The sequence below is a fragment of the Pseudomonas lundensis genome, from assembly GCF_015377145.2.
In the GTDB taxonomy this organism is placed as follows: domain Bacteria; phylum Pseudomonadota; class Gammaproteobacteria; order Pseudomonadales; family Pseudomonadaceae; genus Aquipseudomonas; species Aquipseudomonas lundensis.
The window spans coordinates 4,051,182-4,066,947 of the sequence record NZ_CP062158.2 but is presented as its reverse complement, the minus strand read 5'-3'; the positions used below and the strand labels follow the sequence as shown (position 1 = coordinate 4,066,947).

Here is a 15,766-nt window from a genome sequence, read left to right as displayed (position 1 = left end):
AAAGGAACGCCTTTGTATGCGCTTGCGTCTTCGCCTGATTACGCTCTTTGCTGGCCTTGTGATCAGTACTGTCAGCTCGGCTGCCGAGTTGCCACACCGTTGGGTCAGTGCCGGTGGGGCACTCTCGGAATGGGTCTGCGCGCTGGGGGCGGAGTCTAAATTGGTTGGGGTCGATACCACTAGCCAACATCCTGAATCACTTAAATCCCTGCCCAGCATCGGCTATCAGCGTCAGCTGTCGGCAGAGGGCATCCTGAGCCTCAGGCCTGATGTGTTGATCGGCACGCAAGAGATGGGGCCCGCCAAGGTCTTGAAGCAGATTCAAGCGGCCGGGGTGCCGGTTGAAATGTTCTCGGCGCAGGCTGATCTGACGACCCTGCAAGCGACGCTGACGCATTTAGGGCGATTACTTGGCGATACAGCGCACGCCAAGGACGTGTTTGACCGTTTTAAGCAGCAAATGGATCAGCAGCAGGCTCAGGTCAAGCACTTGCAAGCAACGCACAAAACGCCGGGCGTCCTGTTGTTGCTGGGTCATGCGGGTGGCAAACCGATGATTGCCGGTAAGGACACCGCTGCCGATTGGTTGCTGACGCAAGCCGGCGGCCGAAACCTTGCCACCCATTCAGGCTACAAGCCTTTCTCGGTCGAGGCGTTGGCGGGGCTGAACCCGGAGGTTCTGGTGTTTGCAGATCGCAGTCTGAGCGGTGAGGCCGCCCGTACAGCCCTGTTGAAAGAAAACCCGGTGCTGGCATCGATTCGCGCAGTCAAAGCAGGGCGGCTCTATGAAGTGGACCCAACCTTGTTGGTCGGCGGGCTGGGGCCGCGGTTGCCGGAGCGTCTCAAGCAACTCACGGTTGAGTTTTATCCCGAGGCCGCAGCCGCTCAATGAAAACGCTGGTAAAGCCCCGTTCTTTGTTTATTGGTTTGACCCTCTTGTGCCTGCTGGCGACCTGGTTGTCGCTGGCGCTTGGGCCAGTGAGTTTGCCGCTGTTCGATACGTTGCGCGCAGCCATGCGGTTGATGGGGTTGTCGGTACAGGGGGAAGGTCTTGAACAGGCAGAGTTGATTCTCGGGCAGATCCGCTTGCCGCGAACCTTGCTTGGGCTGGCGGTCGGCGGTGTTCTGGCGCTGTCGGGCGTTGCGATGCAGGGCTTGTTCCGCAACCCGTTGGCCGACCCCGGTCTGGTCGGGGTCTCCAGCGGTGCAGCCCTCGGAGCGGCGATTGCCATCGTAGGCGGCGCTGCCTTGGGTGGGTTGCCTGACTTCATCGGGCCGTACTTGCTGTCGCTCTGTGCGTTTTTGGGGGGCTTGGGAGTCACTGCGCTGGTTTACCGACTGGGGCGGCGAAACGGCCAAACCCATGTGGCCGTGATGTTGCTGGCGGGGATCGCCCTGACGGCATTAGCGGGTTCCGCAGTAGGGCTTTTCACTTATCTGGCGGATGACGCGACGCTTCGTACGCTGACGTTCTGGAACCTGGGCAGTTTGAATGGCGCCAGCTATGCGCGGTTGTGGCCGCTGCTGCTGGTCACGGCTGGCGTTGCGCTGTGGCTGCCATGCCGGGCAACGGCGCTGAATGCATTGCTGCTGGGCGAGTCTGAAGCTAATCACTTGGGGATAGACGTGGAGGGCCTGAAGCGCGAACTGGTGTTTTGTACTGCTTTGGGCGTCGGTGCGGCTGTGGCGGCGGCGGGCATGATTGGCTTTATAGGCTTGGTGGTGCCCCATCTGGTGCGGCTGTTGGCCGGGCCCGATCATCGCGTGTTACTGCCCGCATCCGTCTTGGCGGGGGCGAGTTTACTGCTGTTTGCTGATCTGATTGCGCGTTTGGCGCTTGCCCCCGCTGAGCTGCCCATCGGTATTGTGACGGCATTTCTGGGGGCGCCATTCTTCCTGTATTTACTGCTGCGGGGGCGCCACTGATGTTGCGAACGGAAAATCTGCAGATCCGTCGTGGGCAAAAAGCCGTGTTGTCGGCTGTCACGCTTGAGGTCTGCCCGGGCGAAGTCCTCGGCGTACTTGGGCCTAACGGTGCGGGAAAAAGTACGTTGTTGGCCGCATTGTGCGGGGAGTTGACGCCTGCCGAAGGCGAAGTCTGGCTCGATCAGCGTGCGCTGAGTCAATGGAAAGGTGGTGAGCGGGCCCAGCGACTGGCCGTGTTGCCGCAAACCTCGACGCTGGATTTCGCATTCAGGGTTGAGGACGTTGTCGGCATGGGCCGTTTGCCGCACCAGACAGGCCGCATACGCGATGCCGAGATTGTTCACGCCGCCTTGCAGGCTGCGGATGTTGAACACTTGGCGGGTCGCAGTTACCTCGACTTGTCGGGGGGCGAGCGACAGCGTGTGCACCTTGCGCGCGTGCTGGCGCAATTGTGGCCGGGGCAGAGTGGGCAAACGCTGTTGCTGGATGAGCCGACCTCGATGCTGGACCCTTTGCATCAACACACCACGTTAAAGGCCATTCGGGCGTTCGCCGACCGTGGCGCGGCGGTCCTGATCATCCTGCACGACCTTAATCTGGCCGCACGCTATTGCGACCGGTTGTTGCTGTTGGAAGACGGCAGACCGCGTGCGCTGGATTGTCCACAAGCGGTATTGCAGCCTGCGTTGCTCAAGGCTGTCTTCGGGCTGGATGTGCTGGTGCAGCCACACCCGGAATTAGGGCATCCGCTGATCATTGCGCGCTGAGCGCAATGCTGAGTAACAGCGCTACACACGTTTTGCGGGCAAAAAAAGACCCGGCAAGAGCCGGGTCAAATAACCGTGATTAGCCTGATGAGGAGATTTTCTGAAAGTCCGAACCAAGGGCCTTTCAGAAGATCGACTGGCCTCGCGACCAGATGGCGTAATAATAACAATTCTCATTATCGAGTCAACAGCAGTTTGTCGCTTTTTTTTACTGCGATTGAAAAAAGTCAGACTTTGCGCGGGGCGAGCAATCCTTCGACCTGTTTGTTGAGGGCTTCTTTGCGTTCCGCAGGAACATCGTTCCAGTGGACATCCAGCAAGGCTCCCTCAATGGCATAGAGCAAGACTTTAGACGCTCTGAACCCTCGAGCCTTTACCGCACGATAGGCATCTGCGGCACCAAGCCGTTTCAAGTCCGAAAGGTTATGAATACCCACAGCGTGCAGCCATTGCGCCGACGTCTTCCCAAGATTTCTCAAATGCTGGAGTTCATCGTTCATCAAGCCTCCTTGCGACGGCGCGAGCGCAGTGTTTACTGGATCAAATCAGTCTTTCAGGAGTGTAGCGCTCTGTAGGAAAACCGCTCTTCTTTAGTCGGTTTTGGAACAAGCAGGGTGTTTTAAGGGCGAAATGCAGGGGTCGAGGAAACCCGCCGAAGGGAGATGAAACGATGAGGGTAGAGCCACCAGGCAAGGTCAACAAGCCGGGGTCGCGCCGACGCAAAAGCGCTCACCCGGATGTCGTATTTTTCTACTTTGTGCGGTAACGCAGGCGAGTGCCGAAGTTAACCGACATCAAAATTTCGTCCGCTGTCACTTCAACCGGGAAGTAGGCCCCTGAAATCTGCGCATGGGCCAGACTCGCACCTTCGATACAGGCTGTACGCAAGTCCAGCCCCCGGAGATCGGCAGAGCGGAAATAACTGTCGGTGAAATCCACGTCCTGGGCGTTCAGTTGCCGTAAATCCAAGCCTCGGAAATCGCCGCCTCGCATATCGATAGGCCCTTGCGGACGTTCCTGATTGAAACCGGCAATATCGTCTTTGTGCAGCAGCGCGTACAGCGCCGAATCAAGCAATTGTGGGCGGCTCATGGGGCGTCTCCTGTTGGATTTATGACGCCATTATAGTGCCACTATTGAGTGGCCGCGAACCTTTAGCGCCTCGCGGTCACTCGGCCTTATTACAGGCCTGGCAAGCGCTGACGAATGTCCTCGATCAAGGTGTCCAGACTCTTGCTGTTGTTGGTTTCAATACGCTTGCTGCGCTGCACTTCGTCAGCGCCCAGCGGCTCGCGACTGGCACGTTGAGCGTGCACCACGTCGAGGGTGGCATCGGACGGGTCGGTGCCTTGAGCCTGACGATGAGCCAGCCAGCCTTCAATCACGGCGTCCGGTGCGTCGCAATCGATGATCAGGTACGGCACACCGGTGGACTCGGCCACGCTGGCAGCGGCGTCACGTTGTTCGCGTTTCAGGTAGGTGGCATCAATGATGACCGGGAAACCTGCGCGCAGCACGGTTGCGGCCAGCTCATGCATTTTTTTGTAGGTGGTTTCGCTGGCGTCGGTGCTGTAGATCCCTTCACCCACAGCATTTTCAGGCTGCTGTTCACCGAACAATTGTTTGCGGATGACATCGGAGCGCAGACGGATAGCGCCCAAAGCTTCGACCAGACGCATGGCGACCGAGCTTTTGCCCACGGCTGAAACACCGTGAGTGATGGCCAGAAAGCGCGATGGAATCGTGCTGTAGCTTTCTGCGAGGTTGGCGTAGTTGCGGTATTGGCGCAGGGTGGCAGCGCGTTGAACGCCGGTGGCATCGGCGGGCATGCTGAACAGACTGACCTTGGCGCGCACCAGCGCGCGGTAGGCTTTATAGAAATTCAGCAGTTCAAGGCCCTGATAGTCGCCGGTCAGCTCCAGGTATTGGCTGACAAAACGCCGTGCCAGACACTTCAAGCCGCGGTCTTCAAGGTCCATGGCCAGAAACCCTACATCACCGTAGACGTCGGTGAAGCGGAAGGGCTCGTTGAATTCGATGCAGTCGAAAATCACCACCTTGCCATCGATCAGCGTGGCATTCCCCAGGTGGATATCACCGTGGCATTCACGGATAAACCCCTCGGCTTTACGTTGTTTGAGCAGCGGTTCAAGGCGGATGAAACTGCTCTCAGCCCAGGCTTGAAGGGCATCCAGTTGCTGCAAGTCGGCTTTATCTGTCAGAAACGGCCGAATTTGATCGAAGTTCTGGCGCACAGGCTCCATTACGGCTACTGGAGTGCCTTGGTAGTGTTCCAGCGGTACATGGGGCGCCTGGATATGAAAATGAGCAATTTGTTGGGCCATTTCATCAATGTGCGCGGCAGTCAGCTCGCCATTGGCTTGCAACGTGCTCAGCAATTGGCTCTGAGGGAATTGAAGCATTTTCAACGCGTACTCGATCACCACCCCGTTACCGCCGATCACAGGCGCATCGGGTGTGCCGGTGATGGGCAGTACGTCAAGGTATAACCCTTCAGTGAGGCGCTTGTTCAGGCGCAGTTCTTCATTGCAAAAGTATTGGCGTTGATTGAGGTCGGTGAAGTCGAGAAAACCGAAGTTGACCGGTTTTTTCAGCTTGTAGGCATACTGGCCAGTGAGAATTACCCAGGAAATGTGCGTTTCGATTACCTGAAACCCATCGACTTCATGCGGGTATAGGCTCGGGTTCTGTAGCGCGGCGATCAGGTTCTGGCTCACGGTTGGTCCTTCAAGACGGGGAAAATTCAATGGGCCATTATGGCTCCTGATGGCGGTACTGCAAACCGCCGGGCTGCGCATGTTGAACATGAACAAAGTGCGTATAATCCGCCGCCATGACTCGTACCCGATCCCCCCGTTCCCGTTCCAAACGTCCCTCCCGTGGCGGCCTGCGCCCATGGCTGGGCTGGGCGCTCAAGCTCAGTCTGGTCGGCCTGGTTGTACTGGCAGGTTTCGCCGTCTACCTCGATGCGATCGTTCAGGAGAAGTTCTCCGGCAAACGCTGGACCATCCCGGCAAAGGTTTACGCCAGGCCGCTGGAGCTGTTCGTCGGCCAAAAACTGGCCAAGAACGACTTCCTCACCGAACTTGATGCCTTGGGCTATCGCCGCGAGAGCGCGGTCAGTGGCCCGGGTGCCGCGTCGGTCAATGGCAATACGGTTGACCTCAACACCCGCGGCTTCCAGTTTTATGAAGGCGCTGAAAAGGCGCAGCCAGTGCGTGTGCGCTTCTCCGGTGATTACGTAGCCGAACTGTCGACCTCCAATGGTGCCAAGCTGCCCGTGGTGCGCCTTGAGCCGCTGCTGATTGGCGGCCTGTACCCGAAGAACCTCGAAGACCGCATCCTGATCAACATCGATCAGGTGCCTCCGTTTCTGCTCGAAACCCTGGTAACGGTTGAAGACCGCGATTTTTACCATCACTTGGGGGTGTCCCCGAAATCGATCGCCCGTGCTATCTGGGTCAACTCGTCTTCCGGGCAAATGCGCCAGGGTGGCAGTACGCTGACTCAGCAATTGGTGAAAAACTTCTACCTGACCAACGAGCGCAGTCTTAGCCGCAAGCTGACCGAAGCGATGATGGCGTTGCTGCTGGAGTTGCACTACGACAAGCGCGAAATCCTTGAGGCTTACCTCAACGAGGTCTTTGTCGGGCAGGACGGACAGCGAGCGGTGCATGGTTTTGGTCTGGCGAGCCAGTTCTTCTTCAGCCAGCCATTGTCTGAGCTCAAGTTGCATCAAGTGGCTTTACTGGTGGGGATGGTCAAAGGGCCGTCTGCCTATAACCCGCGTCGTTACCCGGAGCGTGCGCTTGAACGACGCAACCTGGTGCTCGATTTGCTTGAGCAGCAAGGTGTCGCCACCGCAGAGCAAGTGGCGGCAGCCAAGAAGATGCCGCTGGGCGTGACCAAACGCGGAAGCCTCGCAGACAGTTCGTTCCCGGGTTTCCTGGATTTGGTCAAACGTCAGTTGCGTGAAGACTATCGCGACGAAGACTTGACTGAAGAAGGTCTGCGGATTTTCACCAGTTTTGATCCGATCTTGCAGATGAAGTCCGAGGCCGCTGTCGGAGAAACCTTCAAACGGTTGGCCGGGCGCAAGGGTTCCGATGAGGTTGAGGCCGCGATGGTGGTGACCAACCCCGAAACAGGTGAAGTGCAGGCGCTGATTGGCAGCCGCCTGCCGGGTTATGCCGGCTTTAACCGGGCACTGGATGCGGTGCGGCCGATTGGCTCGCTGATCAAACCAGCGGTTTATCTGACCGCACTTGAACGTCCGAGCCAGTACACATTGACCAGTTGGTTGTCGGACGAGCCGTTATCGATCAAAGGCGCCGATGGTCAGATCTGGAAGCCTCAGAACTATGACCGCCGTTCCCACGGTACGGTGTTCCTGTATCAGTCGATGATGAATTCCTACAACTTGGGCACTGTGCGACTGGGGCAGGAAGTGGGCGTTCCCAATGTGCTCAAGACCCTGGCGCGGCTTGGGGTGGAGCGTGAGTTCCCGGCGTTCCCTTCCATGTTGCTGGGCGCCGGTGCCTTGAGCCCGATGGAAGTGGCGACGATGTACCAAACCTTGGCCAACGGTGGTTTCAATACCCCGATGCGCGGGATTCGCAGTGTGCTGACGGCCGAAGGTGAGCCGCTCAAGCGCTACCCGTTCCAGATCCAGCAGCGCTTTGATCCGGGGTCCATCTACCTGATTCAAAACGCCATGCAGCACGTCATGCGTGAGGGGACAGGGCGTTCGGTTTACAACGTATTGCCCAAGAGTCTGGCGTTGGCCGGCAAGACCGGTACCAGTAACGATTCACGTGACAGCTGGTTTGCCGGGTTCAGCCAGGATCTGCTGGCTGTCGTTTGGCTGGGGCGTGATGACAACGGTAAAACACCGTTCACCGGTGCAACGGGCGCCTTGCAGGTATGGACCAGCTTTATGAACAAAGCCGACCCTCTGCCGCTGGACATGCCGGAACCGGATAACATTGTGCAAGCCTGGATTGACCCCCATACCGGCCAGGGTTCCGATGCGAACTGCCCTGGGGCTGTGCAGATGCCGTATATTCGCGGCAGTGAGCCGCCCGCCGGAGCCAGTTGTGCAGCCGAAACGCCTGCAACCGGTGAAGCGGTGATGGATTGGGTCAAGGGCTGGTTGAATTAAGCAAAGAGGAATTGACGTGAATAAGTGGTGGGTTCCGGCTGTTACAGCCCTGGCTTTGCTCAATGGTTGCGCCAGTGTTCAACAGGGTTCTATCCCTGTGGTAGATGCGGGCGTTCCTGTATCCAATAACGAGCGTGTTTCTGCTCAGCGTACGGCGAGTCATTATCCGCAGGCGACTGCACCGCGTGCCGCGCAGATTCAGGCGATCCCTCAGGATTCCGGCGTCGTGGTGATGATTCCCGGTGGTGCGTCGGCGGTGTCCACGCCGATCAGCACCGAGCCGTTTACGCCGGGGCCAATCACACCGGGCCCGGCGGCGGCGCCTATCAGCACTGGCGACTACACACCTGGCGCTGCGTACCGTGCACCGACCCCGGTGACGCCCAGCGGTATTCCGTCCAGCAGTGGTGGGCTGGCAGCTGATGAGCAATTGGATGGCCCGGTGCTGGCTTTGCTGACCACCGCTCAGCAACAGCAAGCAACCGGTGATTTGAATGGCGCGTCGTCGAGCCTCGAACGCGCGCAGCGTGTAGCGCCCCGTGAGCCGCAAGTGCTTTATCGTCTGGCGCAGGTGCGGATGGCACAAGGGGATGCTGCGCAAGCGGAGCAGTTCGCACGTCGCGGCCTGACATTCGCTGGCGGCCGTCCGGATCTTCAAGCCAGCCTGTGGGGTTTGATCGCTCAGGCGCGTGAGAAACAGGGTGATGCAGCCGGCGCTGCATTGGCACGTCAAAAAGCCAAGGTGAGTCTGTAATGGATGTACGCTTCCCGGCCATTGCCGAACAGTTGTTGCTGATTGAGCGCGAATTGCGCGTACAGGGCTGGTGGGACGAGGTATCGCCCACCGCTGAGGCGTTGAGCAGTGTTGAGCCCTTTTCAGTGGATACGCTGGACTTCCATCAGTGGCTGCAATGGATCTTTCTGGTGAGAATGAAACAAATCCTCGAACAGGATCTGCCGCTGCCCAATGCTTCGGGCATTCTTGAAATGGCTGAAATGGTGTATGCCGACAAGCCGTCAGAGAGTCTTGGCCTGCGTAATGCGCTGAAAAAGTTCGACCAACTGATCGTCGACGCTCGTTAATTGCCTGGCTGCCGGTTTTTCCGGCAGTCGTGCGCATATTTCTACCGCTTTGCGCCATTCAGGCGAGTTTTATCCCTCATCAAGCCCGTTTCTTCTATGTTCAGATGCGCGTAGTTGGAAAAAAGCGCAATTATTGCTTGACTTGGGTGGGGTGAATGAGAAGAATCGAAAGTCCGCTGTAGAGGGACTGCCAGAAGCAGACTCTCTCAGCAGATCATGAGGCGCACACCCGCGCCGACCTGTTACACCCGCAACGCGTTACCTCGCGCTGGGTGGGAAAACCCCGCAATACTTGGGGAGCTCCCAATACTTGCTCAGTCAGTGCTGACGTAGTCGGCGACCACCGTCGCTCATGCTCTGCTGAAAAGTAAACCTATTAAGACCCGTTCGTTTTTTGCGATCGGTATTCTGGCGTTTTAGAGGTGAACAACGTGGAGCTTTTATCTGGCGGTGAGATGCTCGTCCGCTTTTTGCGCGACGAAGGTGTCAAACATATCTACGGGTACCCTGGTGGTGCTCTCCTGCATGTCTACGACGCACTGTTCAAAGAACCGGAAGTGTCCCACATCCTGGTTCGTCACGAACAAGCTGCTACCCATATGGCTGACGGCTATGCCCGTGCCACCGGTAAAGCCGGTGTCGTTCTGGTCACGTCCGGCCCGGGTGCTACCAATGCCATTACGGGTATTGCGACCGCCTACATGGACTCCATTCCGATGGTCATCATCTCCGGTCAGGTGCCTAGCACCATGGTCGGGACCGATGCTTTCCAGGAGACCGACATGATCGGTATCTCCCGGCCCATCGTGAAGCACAGTTTCATGATCAAGCATGCTTCGGAGATCCCGGAGGTCATGAAAAAGGCGTTTTACCTGGCACAGTCCGGTCGCCCGGGGCCTGTGGTGGTTGATGTTCCCAAGGACATGACCAATCCGGCTGAGAAGTTCGAATACGTTTTCCCGAAAAAAGCCAAGCTGCGTTCCTACAGCCCGGCGGTTCGCGGTCACTCCGGCCAGATCCGCAAAGCGGTGGAAATGCTGTTGGCGGCCAAGCGTCCGGTTATTTACGCAGGTGGCGGCGTTATTTTGGGCGGCGGTTCTGCTCCGTTGACCGAACTGGCGAAAATGCTCAACGTGCCGGTCACTAATACGTTGATGGGCTTGGGGGCCTACCCTGGCACAGATCGTCAGTTCATCGGCATGCTGGGTATGCATGGCAGCTTTACGGCCAACATGACCATGCATAACGCCGACGTGATTCTGGCAGTCGGTGCGCGTTTTGATGATCGCGTGATCAATGGTCCGTCCAAGTTCTGCCCCAATGCCAAGATCATTCATGTGGATATCGACCCTGCGTCTATTTCCAAGACCATCAAGGCGGATGTGCCGATCGTAGGTCCGGTCGAAAGCGTCATGACCGAAATGGTCTCGATCCTCAAGGATATTGGCGAAAAACCCGATGCTGAAGCGGTCGCTGCGTGGTGGAAGCAGATTGATGAGTGGCGCGGTGATCGCGGTTTGTTCCCGTACGACAAGGGCGATGGCAGCAAGATCAAGCCTCAAGCCGTCATTGAGATGCTTTGCGAAGTGACCAAGGGTGACGCCTATGTGACGTCCGATGTGGGTCAGCATCAGATGTTTGCGGCTCAGTACTACCGTTTTAACAAGCCTAATCGCTGGATCAACTCAGGCGGCCTGGGCACGATGGGCTTTGGCTTCCCGGCGGCCATGGGTGTGAAATTGAGCTTCCCGGATGCTGATGTCGCCTGTGTGACAGGCGAGGGCAGCATTCAGATGAACATTCAGGAATTGTCGACGTGTTTGCAGTACGACTTGCCCGTAAAAATCATCAGCCTCAATAACGGCGTACTGGGAATGGTGCGTCAATGGCAGGACATGAACTACGGCAGCCGTCATTCGCATTCCTACATGGAGTCGCTGCCTGACTTCGTGAAGCTGGCTGAGGCTTATGGTCATGTAGGCATTCGGATTACGGATCTGAAAGACCTGAAGCCAAAAATGGAAGAAGCGTTCGCCATGAAAGACCGCTTGGTGTTCCTGGATATCCAGGTCGATACCAGCGAGCACGTTTACCCGATGCAGATCAAAGATGGCTCCATGCGAGACATGTGGCTGAGCAAGACGGAGCGTACTTAATCATGCGGCACATTATTTCTTTGCTTCTTGAAAACGAACCGGGTGCATTGTCTCGTGTTGTAGGGCTTTTTTCGCAACGTAACTACAACATTGAAAGCCTGACGGTAGCGCCAACTGAAGACCCGACCTTGTCGCGTCTGACGCTGACGACCGTAGGGCACGATGAAATCATCGAGCAAATCACCAAGAACCTGAACAAGCTGATTGAAGTGGTCAAGCTGGTCGATCTGTCTGAAAGTGCTCACATTGAGCGCGAGCTGATGCTGGTCAAGGTCAAGGCAACGGGGGCCCAGCGCGCAGAGATCAAGCGAACCACGGACATTTTTCGTGGCCAGATCGTTGATGTCAGTGCCAGTGTGTATACCGTGCAGTTGACCGGTACCAGTGACAAACTCGACAGCTTCATTCAGTCAATTGGAACGGCCTCGATCCTGGAAACAGTTCGCAGTGGCGTCACCGGGATTGCCCGTGGCGACAAAGTACTCAGCATCTAAAACTAATAAGTGCTAATGGCCTCAATGGCCTGGATATAAGGGAAAATCATGAAAGTTTATTACGACAAAGACTGCGACCTTTCGATCATCCAGGGCAAAAAAGTAGCCATCATTGGTTACGGCTCCCAGGGTCACGCTCAAGCCTGCAACCTGAAAGATTCAGGTGTAGACGTGACTGTCGGTCTGCGTAAAGGTTCGGCCACTGTCGCCAAAGCTGAAGCACACGGCCTGAAAGTCACTGACGTTGCTAGCGCGGTGGCCGCGGCTGACGTGGTCATGATTCTGACCCCGGACGAGTTCCAGTCGTCGCTGTACAAAAACGAAATCGAGCCGAATATCAAGAAAGGCGCCACCCTGGCTTTCTCCCACGGTTTCGCGATTCACTACAATCAGGTTGTTCCGCGTGCCGACCTCGACGTGATCATGATTGCGCCGAAAGCACCAGGCCACACTGTGCGCTCCGAGTTCGTGAAAGGCGGCGGCATTCCTGATTTGATCGCTATCTACCAAGATGCTTCGGGCAACGCCAAAAACGTTGCGCTGTCTTACGCTTCGGGTGTTGGTGGCGGTCGTACCGGCATCATCGAAACCACGTTCAAGGACGAAACCGAAACCGATCTGTTCGGTGAGCAGGCTGTTCTGTGTGGCGGTACTGTCGAGCTGGTTAAAGCAGGCTTTGAAACACTGGTTGAAGCGGGCTACGCGCCAGAAATGGCTTACTTTGAGTGCTTGCACGAACTGAAGTTGATTGTTGACCTCATGTACGAAGGCGGTATCGCGAACATGAACTACTCGATCTCCAACAACGCTGAGTACGGCGAGTACGTGACAGGTCCGGAAGTCATCAACGCCGAATCCCGTCAGGCAATGCGTAATGCATTGAAGCGTATCCAGGACGGCGAATACGCCAAGATGTTCATCAGCGAAGGTGCCACCGGCTACCCATCGATGACCGCCAAGCGTCGCAACAACGCGGCACACGGTATCGAAGTGATTGGTGAGCAACTGCGCTCGATGATGCCTTGGATCGGTGCGAACAAGATTGTCGATAAAGCCAAGAACTAAGTTTGTAGCGTGAAGAAAAACGCGGCCTCGGCCGCGTTTTTTCGTTTAGAGGGTGGCTTCTGGTATAAAGCATCACTGTTTGCGTGTCCGTGTTGGCCGTGAACCTTTATCGAAACTTTCCATATCGTTGCAAGGTAATGTCCATGAGCGAACGTCCCGAAGAGCCAAAACAGGCCTCTGACGCCGATAGTCTGCTGCCTATCGATGAGCATGTCGAAGAAGGACATGACGCCGAAGGCCGTAAAGTCCGGCATCGTGGTATCTATCTGCTACCCAACCTTTTCACGACGGCGAACCTGTTCGCGGGTTTCTATTCGATTATTAACTCGATGAGCGCGCAAAGTGCCATGAGTGCAGGTGATGCGGCAGGTGCAAGCAAGTACTTTGCCTTTGCCGCGATCGCAATTTTTGTGGCCATGGTGCTCGACGGTCTTGATGGCCGGGTTGCCCGCATGACCAATACGCAAAGTGCTTTTGGCGCCGAATACGACTCTTTGTCTGACATGGTTGCCTTTGGGGTCGCCCCCGCACTGCTCGCGTTTGGCTGGGCGCTGGGGGATATGGGCAAAGTAGGCTGGATGGTCGCTTTCATTTACGTGGCTGGCGCGGCATTGCGTCTGGCGCGTTTTAATACTCAGGTGGGTACGGCTGATAAGCGGTACTTCATTGGGCTGGCGAGTCCGGCTGCTGCGGGTGTTGTGGCCGGGATCGTGTGGGCATTCAGCGATTACGGCATTCAGGGTTCCAAAATGTCGTTCCTGGTGGCCTTGCTTGTAGCTGCTGCAGGCATGTTGATGGTCAGCAATATCAAGTACAACAGCTTTAAAGAGCTGGACTTGAAGGGGCGTGTACCTTTTGTCGCCATTCTGGCAGTGGTACTGGTCTTTGCAGTGGTTTTCAGTGATCCGCCGCGCATTCTGCTGCTGGTCTTCCTTGCCTATGCGGCGTCCGGCCCCATTCAGTATTTATTGCATCTGCGCCGGAACAAAAGCGCCGAGTGATGTAATTTCTCCCATACTCCGTAGTCTATTGGGGCATCAGCCTTTCAATGCTACGGAGTTGCCATGCTCATCAAGCTCCCCTCCACGTCAGACAGTAAAGAGTCTGACGTCACGCCTGAATCCTTCTATTTATCGCGGCGAACATTGCTGGGAAGCTCGCTAGCCGGGCTTGCCGTGAGTGCATTTCCTCGTATTGGGCGTGCGCAAGACGCCGGGATGTACCCTGATGTGGAGGCGGGCACGCCACCCGCATGGTTTGCCGAAAAGCTGCCCAAAACCAAATGGCAGGCGGTGAATGTACAGGGAGAGTCAATCACGCCCTTCAACGATGCGACTCACTACAACAATTTTTATGAGTTCGGGACCGCTAAAGGTGATCCGGCGCAATATGCAGGTGCATTGAAGACTGAGCCATGGACGGTGGTTGTCGATGGTGAGGTCGGTAAACCGGGCCGATATGCGCTGGAAGACTTCATGAAGCCCTATCAATTAGAAGAGCGGATCTATCGGCTTCGCTGTGTGGAAGCATGGTCAATGGTCATTCCTTGGCTGGGCTTCCCGCTTTCAGCATTGCTTAAGCAGGTGGAGCCCACCTCGAAAGCAAAATTCATTCGCTTTGAGACGTTGCAGGATCCTAAGGTCATGCCCGGGCAGCGTTCCGGGTTCGCTTTGATTGAGTGGCCTTATGTGGAGGGGCTGCGGTTGGATGAGGCGATGAATCCATTGGCAATTCTGGCAGTAGGGATGTACGGGCGGGAATTACCGAATCAAAACGGTGCGCCATTGCGGCTAGTGGTGCCTTGGAAATATGGCTTTAAAAGCGTGAAGTCCATTGTGCGCATCAGCCTTGTTGAAGATCAGCCCAAGACAACCTGGCAGAGTATCGCGGCCGATGAATATGGCTTTTACGCCAATGTTAATCCGCAAGTGGACCATCCGCGCTGGAGTCAGGCGCGTGAGCGTCGTCTGCCAAGTGGCCTGTTCAGTCCGAATGTACGCGAGACGCAGATGTTCAACGGTTACGGCAACGAGGTGGCTTCTTTATATAGTGGGCTGGATCTGCGGAAAAACTATTGATGCGATTTCCTTATTGGCGCTCGTTTGTTTTTGTATGGGTGATTATTTGGCCGCTGCTGTGGGTATTCCAAGCGTGGAGTTCAGTGCTGGGACCTGATCCTGGCAAAGTGCTGGTTGATCGCTTGGGGTTAGGCACCCTGATCTTGTTGCTGATAACGCTTTGCATGACGCCTCTGCAAAAAATGACAGGATGGGCTGGCTGGGTTGCTGTGCGACGTCAAATCGGTCTGTGGTGTTTTGCTTACGTAATACTGCATCTGTTGGCTTACCTGGCTTTTGTGTTGGGTTTCGATTGGTCTCAGTTGGGGGTGGAGCTGCGCAAGCGTCCCTACATTATTGTGGGCAGCCTTGGTTTCTTGCTGTTGTTCGTACTTGCGGTGACATCCAACCGTTACAGCCAGCGTCGTCTGGGCGCACGATGGAAAAAATTGCATCGCCTTATCTATGTGATTTTGGGGTTAGGACTACTGCACATGCTCTGGATCGTTCGTGCAGACCTTAAAGAGTGGGCGGTTTACGCGGCGATTGGGGCGATGTTGATGGTGCTGCGTGTACCGGTTGTGATGCGGCGTATACCCCGTCTATATAAGAAGAAAACGGTTTCTGCCTCATGAGTCAAAATTAGGGCTTGACTCAGAATTTCAGCGGCCTATAATTCGCCCCACTTCCGGCGCAGTCGAAACGGAAAACTCCTTGAGTTTCAATGAGTTAGACGGCTTTGACGATGCCAGCTTCAAATCATCGAAGCAGGAAATGAGGCGTTGACAGCAGCGTGTAACGCTGTAGAATTCGCCTCCCGCTGACGAGAGATCGAAAGCGCAAGTGGTTGATGTTACAGAGGAAGCTTTGAAAACATCTTAAAATAACCGCTTGACAGCAACAGAGGCTGCTGTAGAATGCGCGCCTCGGTTGAGCGAAAGCTTAACCAACCGCTCTTTAACAACTGAATCAAGCAATTCGTGTGGGTGCTTGTGGAGTCAGACTGATAGTCAAAAAGATTATCAGCATCACAAGT

The 15,766-nt window shown here is 56.1% G+C and carries 15 protein-coding genes; 12 read left to right on the top strand and 3 right to left on the bottom strand.

What is annotated here, in order from left to right:
- Positions 1 to 16: 16 nt before the first annotated feature.
- From IF654_RS19175 to IF654_RS19165, 3 genes are read left to right on the top strand one after another with little or no spacing between them, the layout of a single operon-like run.
- The gene (locus tag IF654_RS19175) at positions 17 to 892 is read left to right on the top strand and encodes a heme/hemin ABC transporter substrate-binding protein (protein ID WP_047277481.1); all 876 of its coding nucleotides are present in this window, start codon (positions 17 to 19) and stop codon (positions 890 to 892) included.
- Positions 893 to 942: 50 nt separating this feature from the next.
- Positions 943 to 1,926 carry a FecCD family ABC transporter permease gene (locus tag IF654_RS19170; protein WP_169835946.1) on the top strand — a complete coding sequence of 328 codons (984 nt, stop codon included), beginning with the start codon at positions 943 to 945 and terminating at the stop codon, positions 1,924 to 1,926.
- The gene (locus IF654_RS19165) at positions 1,926 to 2,693 is read left to right on the top strand and encodes a heme ABC transporter ATP-binding protein (RefSeq protein WP_094988247.1); all 768 of its coding nucleotides are present in this window, start codon (positions 1,926 to 1,928) and stop codon (positions 2,691 to 2,693) included. Before IF654_RS19170 ends, IF654_RS19165 begins: the two co-directional genes overlap by 1 nt.
- A gap of 227 nt (positions 2,694 to 2,920) precedes the next feature.
- On the opposite strand, the gene IF654_RS19160 is transcribed toward IF654_RS19165, so the two are convergent.
- The 3 genes from IF654_RS19160 to IF654_RS19150 form a co-directional block, all read right to left on the bottom strand.
- Positions 2,921 to 3,193, bottom strand: coding sequence for a TfoX/Sxy family protein (locus IF654_RS19160; protein ID WP_047277476.1), 273 nt, complete (start codon positions 3,191 to 3,193; stop codon positions 2,921 to 2,923).
- A 250-nt stretch (positions 3,194 to 3,443) separates the two neighbouring features.
- Positions 3,444 to 3,785: a pentapeptide repeat-containing protein gene (locus IF654_RS19155; protein ID WP_047277474.1), complete on the bottom strand. Its 342-nt coding sequence runs from the start codon at positions 3,783 to 3,785 to the stop codon at positions 3,444 to 3,446.
- A gap of 89 nt (positions 3,786 to 3,874) precedes the next feature.
- A complete protein-coding gene (locus IF654_RS19150; protein WP_048377685.1) occupies positions 3,875 to 5,431 on the bottom strand; it encodes a bifunctional aminoglycoside phosphotransferase/ATP-binding protein in 1,557 nt (518 codons plus the stop codon).
- Positions 5,432 to 5,547: 116 nt separating this feature from the next.
- On the opposite strand from IF654_RS19150, the gene mrcB reads away from it, so the two are divergent.
- From mrcB to msrQ, 9 genes are all read left to right on the top strand, one after another.
- A complete protein-coding gene (mrcB, locus tag IF654_RS19145) occupies positions 5,548 to 7,875 on the top strand; it encodes a penicillin-binding protein 1B (RefSeq protein ID WP_047277470.1) in 2,328 nt (775 codons plus the stop codon).
- Between the two features lie 16 nt (positions 7,876 to 7,891).
- Positions 7,892 to 8,629: a tetratricopeptide repeat protein gene (locus IF654_RS19140; RefSeq protein WP_094988248.1), complete on the top strand. Its 738-nt coding sequence runs from the start codon at positions 7,892 to 7,894 to the stop codon at positions 8,627 to 8,629.
- Positions 8,629 to 8,958: a YqcC family protein gene (locus IF654_RS19135; protein ID WP_047277467.1), complete on the top strand. Its 330-nt coding sequence runs from the start codon at positions 8,629 to 8,631 to the stop codon at positions 8,956 to 8,958. Before IF654_RS19140 ends, IF654_RS19135 begins: the two co-directional genes overlap by 1 nt.
- Positions 8,959 to 9,389: 431 nt before the next feature.
- Positions 9,390 to 11,114: an acetolactate synthase 3 large subunit gene (locus IF654_RS19130; protein ID WP_047277676.1), complete on the top strand. Its 1,725-nt coding sequence runs from the start codon at positions 9,390 to 9,392 to the stop codon at positions 11,112 to 11,114.
- 2 nt (positions 11,115 to 11,116) lie between these two features.
- Positions 11,117 to 11,608, top strand: a complete 492-nt coding sequence (gene ilvN, locus IF654_RS19125) for an acetolactate synthase small subunit (protein ID WP_018609360.1) — start codon at positions 11,117 to 11,119, stop codon at positions 11,606 to 11,608.
- 48 nt (positions 11,609 to 11,656) lie between these two features.
- Positions 11,657 to 12,673, top strand: a complete 1,017-nt coding sequence (ilvC, locus tag IF654_RS19120; protein ID WP_047277462.1) for a ketol-acid reductoisomerase — start codon at positions 11,657 to 11,659, stop codon at positions 12,671 to 12,673.
- Positions 12,674 to 12,816: 143 nt separating this feature from the next.
- Positions 12,817 to 13,674, top strand: coding sequence for a CDP-diacylglycerol--serine O-phosphatidyltransferase (gene pssA, locus IF654_RS19115; RefSeq protein WP_047277460.1), 858 nt, complete (start codon positions 12,817 to 12,819; stop codon positions 13,672 to 13,674).
- A 63-nt stretch (positions 13,675 to 13,737) separates the two neighbouring features.
- Complete coding sequence (gene msrP / locus IF654_RS19110; RefSeq protein ID WP_047277458.1) at positions 13,738 to 14,751, top strand: protein-methionine-sulfoxide reductase catalytic subunit MsrP; 1,014 nt, start codon at positions 13,738 to 13,740, stop codon at positions 14,749 to 14,751.
- Positions 14,751 to 15,365, top strand: coding sequence for a protein-methionine-sulfoxide reductase heme-binding subunit MsrQ (gene msrQ, locus IF654_RS19105; RefSeq protein ID WP_047281237.1), 615 nt, complete (start codon positions 14,751 to 14,753; stop codon positions 15,363 to 15,365). Before msrP ends, msrQ begins: the two co-directional genes overlap by 1 nt.
- Positions 15,366 to 15,766: the final 401 nt, after the last annotated feature.

Coding starts and splice junctions, on each gene's coding strand:
- IF654_RS19175 (WP_047277481.1), top strand. CDS start 17: ATGCGCTTGCGTCTTCGCCTGATTACGCTCTTTGCTGGCCTTGTGATC.
- IF654_RS19165 (WP_094988247.1), top strand. CDS start 1,926: ATGTTGCGAACGGAAAATCTGCAGATCCGTCGTGGGCAAAAAGCCGTG.
- IF654_RS19160 (WP_047277476.1), bottom strand. CDS start 3,193: ATGAACGATGAACTCCAGCATTTGAGAAATCTTGGGAAGACGTCGGCG.
- IF654_RS19155 (WP_047277474.1), bottom strand. CDS start 3,785: ATGAGCCGCCCACAATTGCTTGATTCGGCGCTGTACGCGCTGCTGCAC.
- mrcB (WP_047277470.1), top strand. CDS start 5,548: ATGACTCGTACCCGATCCCCCCGTTCCCGTTCCAAACGTCCCTCCCGT.
- IF654_RS19135 (WP_047277467.1), top strand. CDS start 8,629: ATGGATGTACGCTTCCCGGCCATTGCCGAACAGTTGTTGCTGATTGAG.
- ilvN (WP_018609360.1), top strand. CDS start 11,117: ATGCGGCACATTATTTCTTTGCTTCTTGAAAACGAACCGGGTGCATTG.
- ilvC (WP_047277462.1), top strand. CDS start 11,657: ATGAAAGTTTATTACGACAAAGACTGCGACCTTTCGATCATCCAGGGC.
- pssA (WP_047277460.1), top strand. CDS start 12,817: ATGAGCGAACGTCCCGAAGAGCCAAAACAGGCCTCTGACGCCGATAGT.
- msrP (WP_047277458.1), top strand. CDS start 13,738: ATGCTCATCAAGCTCCCCTCCACGTCAGACAGTAAAGAGTCTGACGTC.
- msrQ (WP_047281237.1), top strand. CDS start 14,751: ATGCGATTTCCTTATTGGCGCTCGTTTGTTTTTGTATGGGTGATTATT.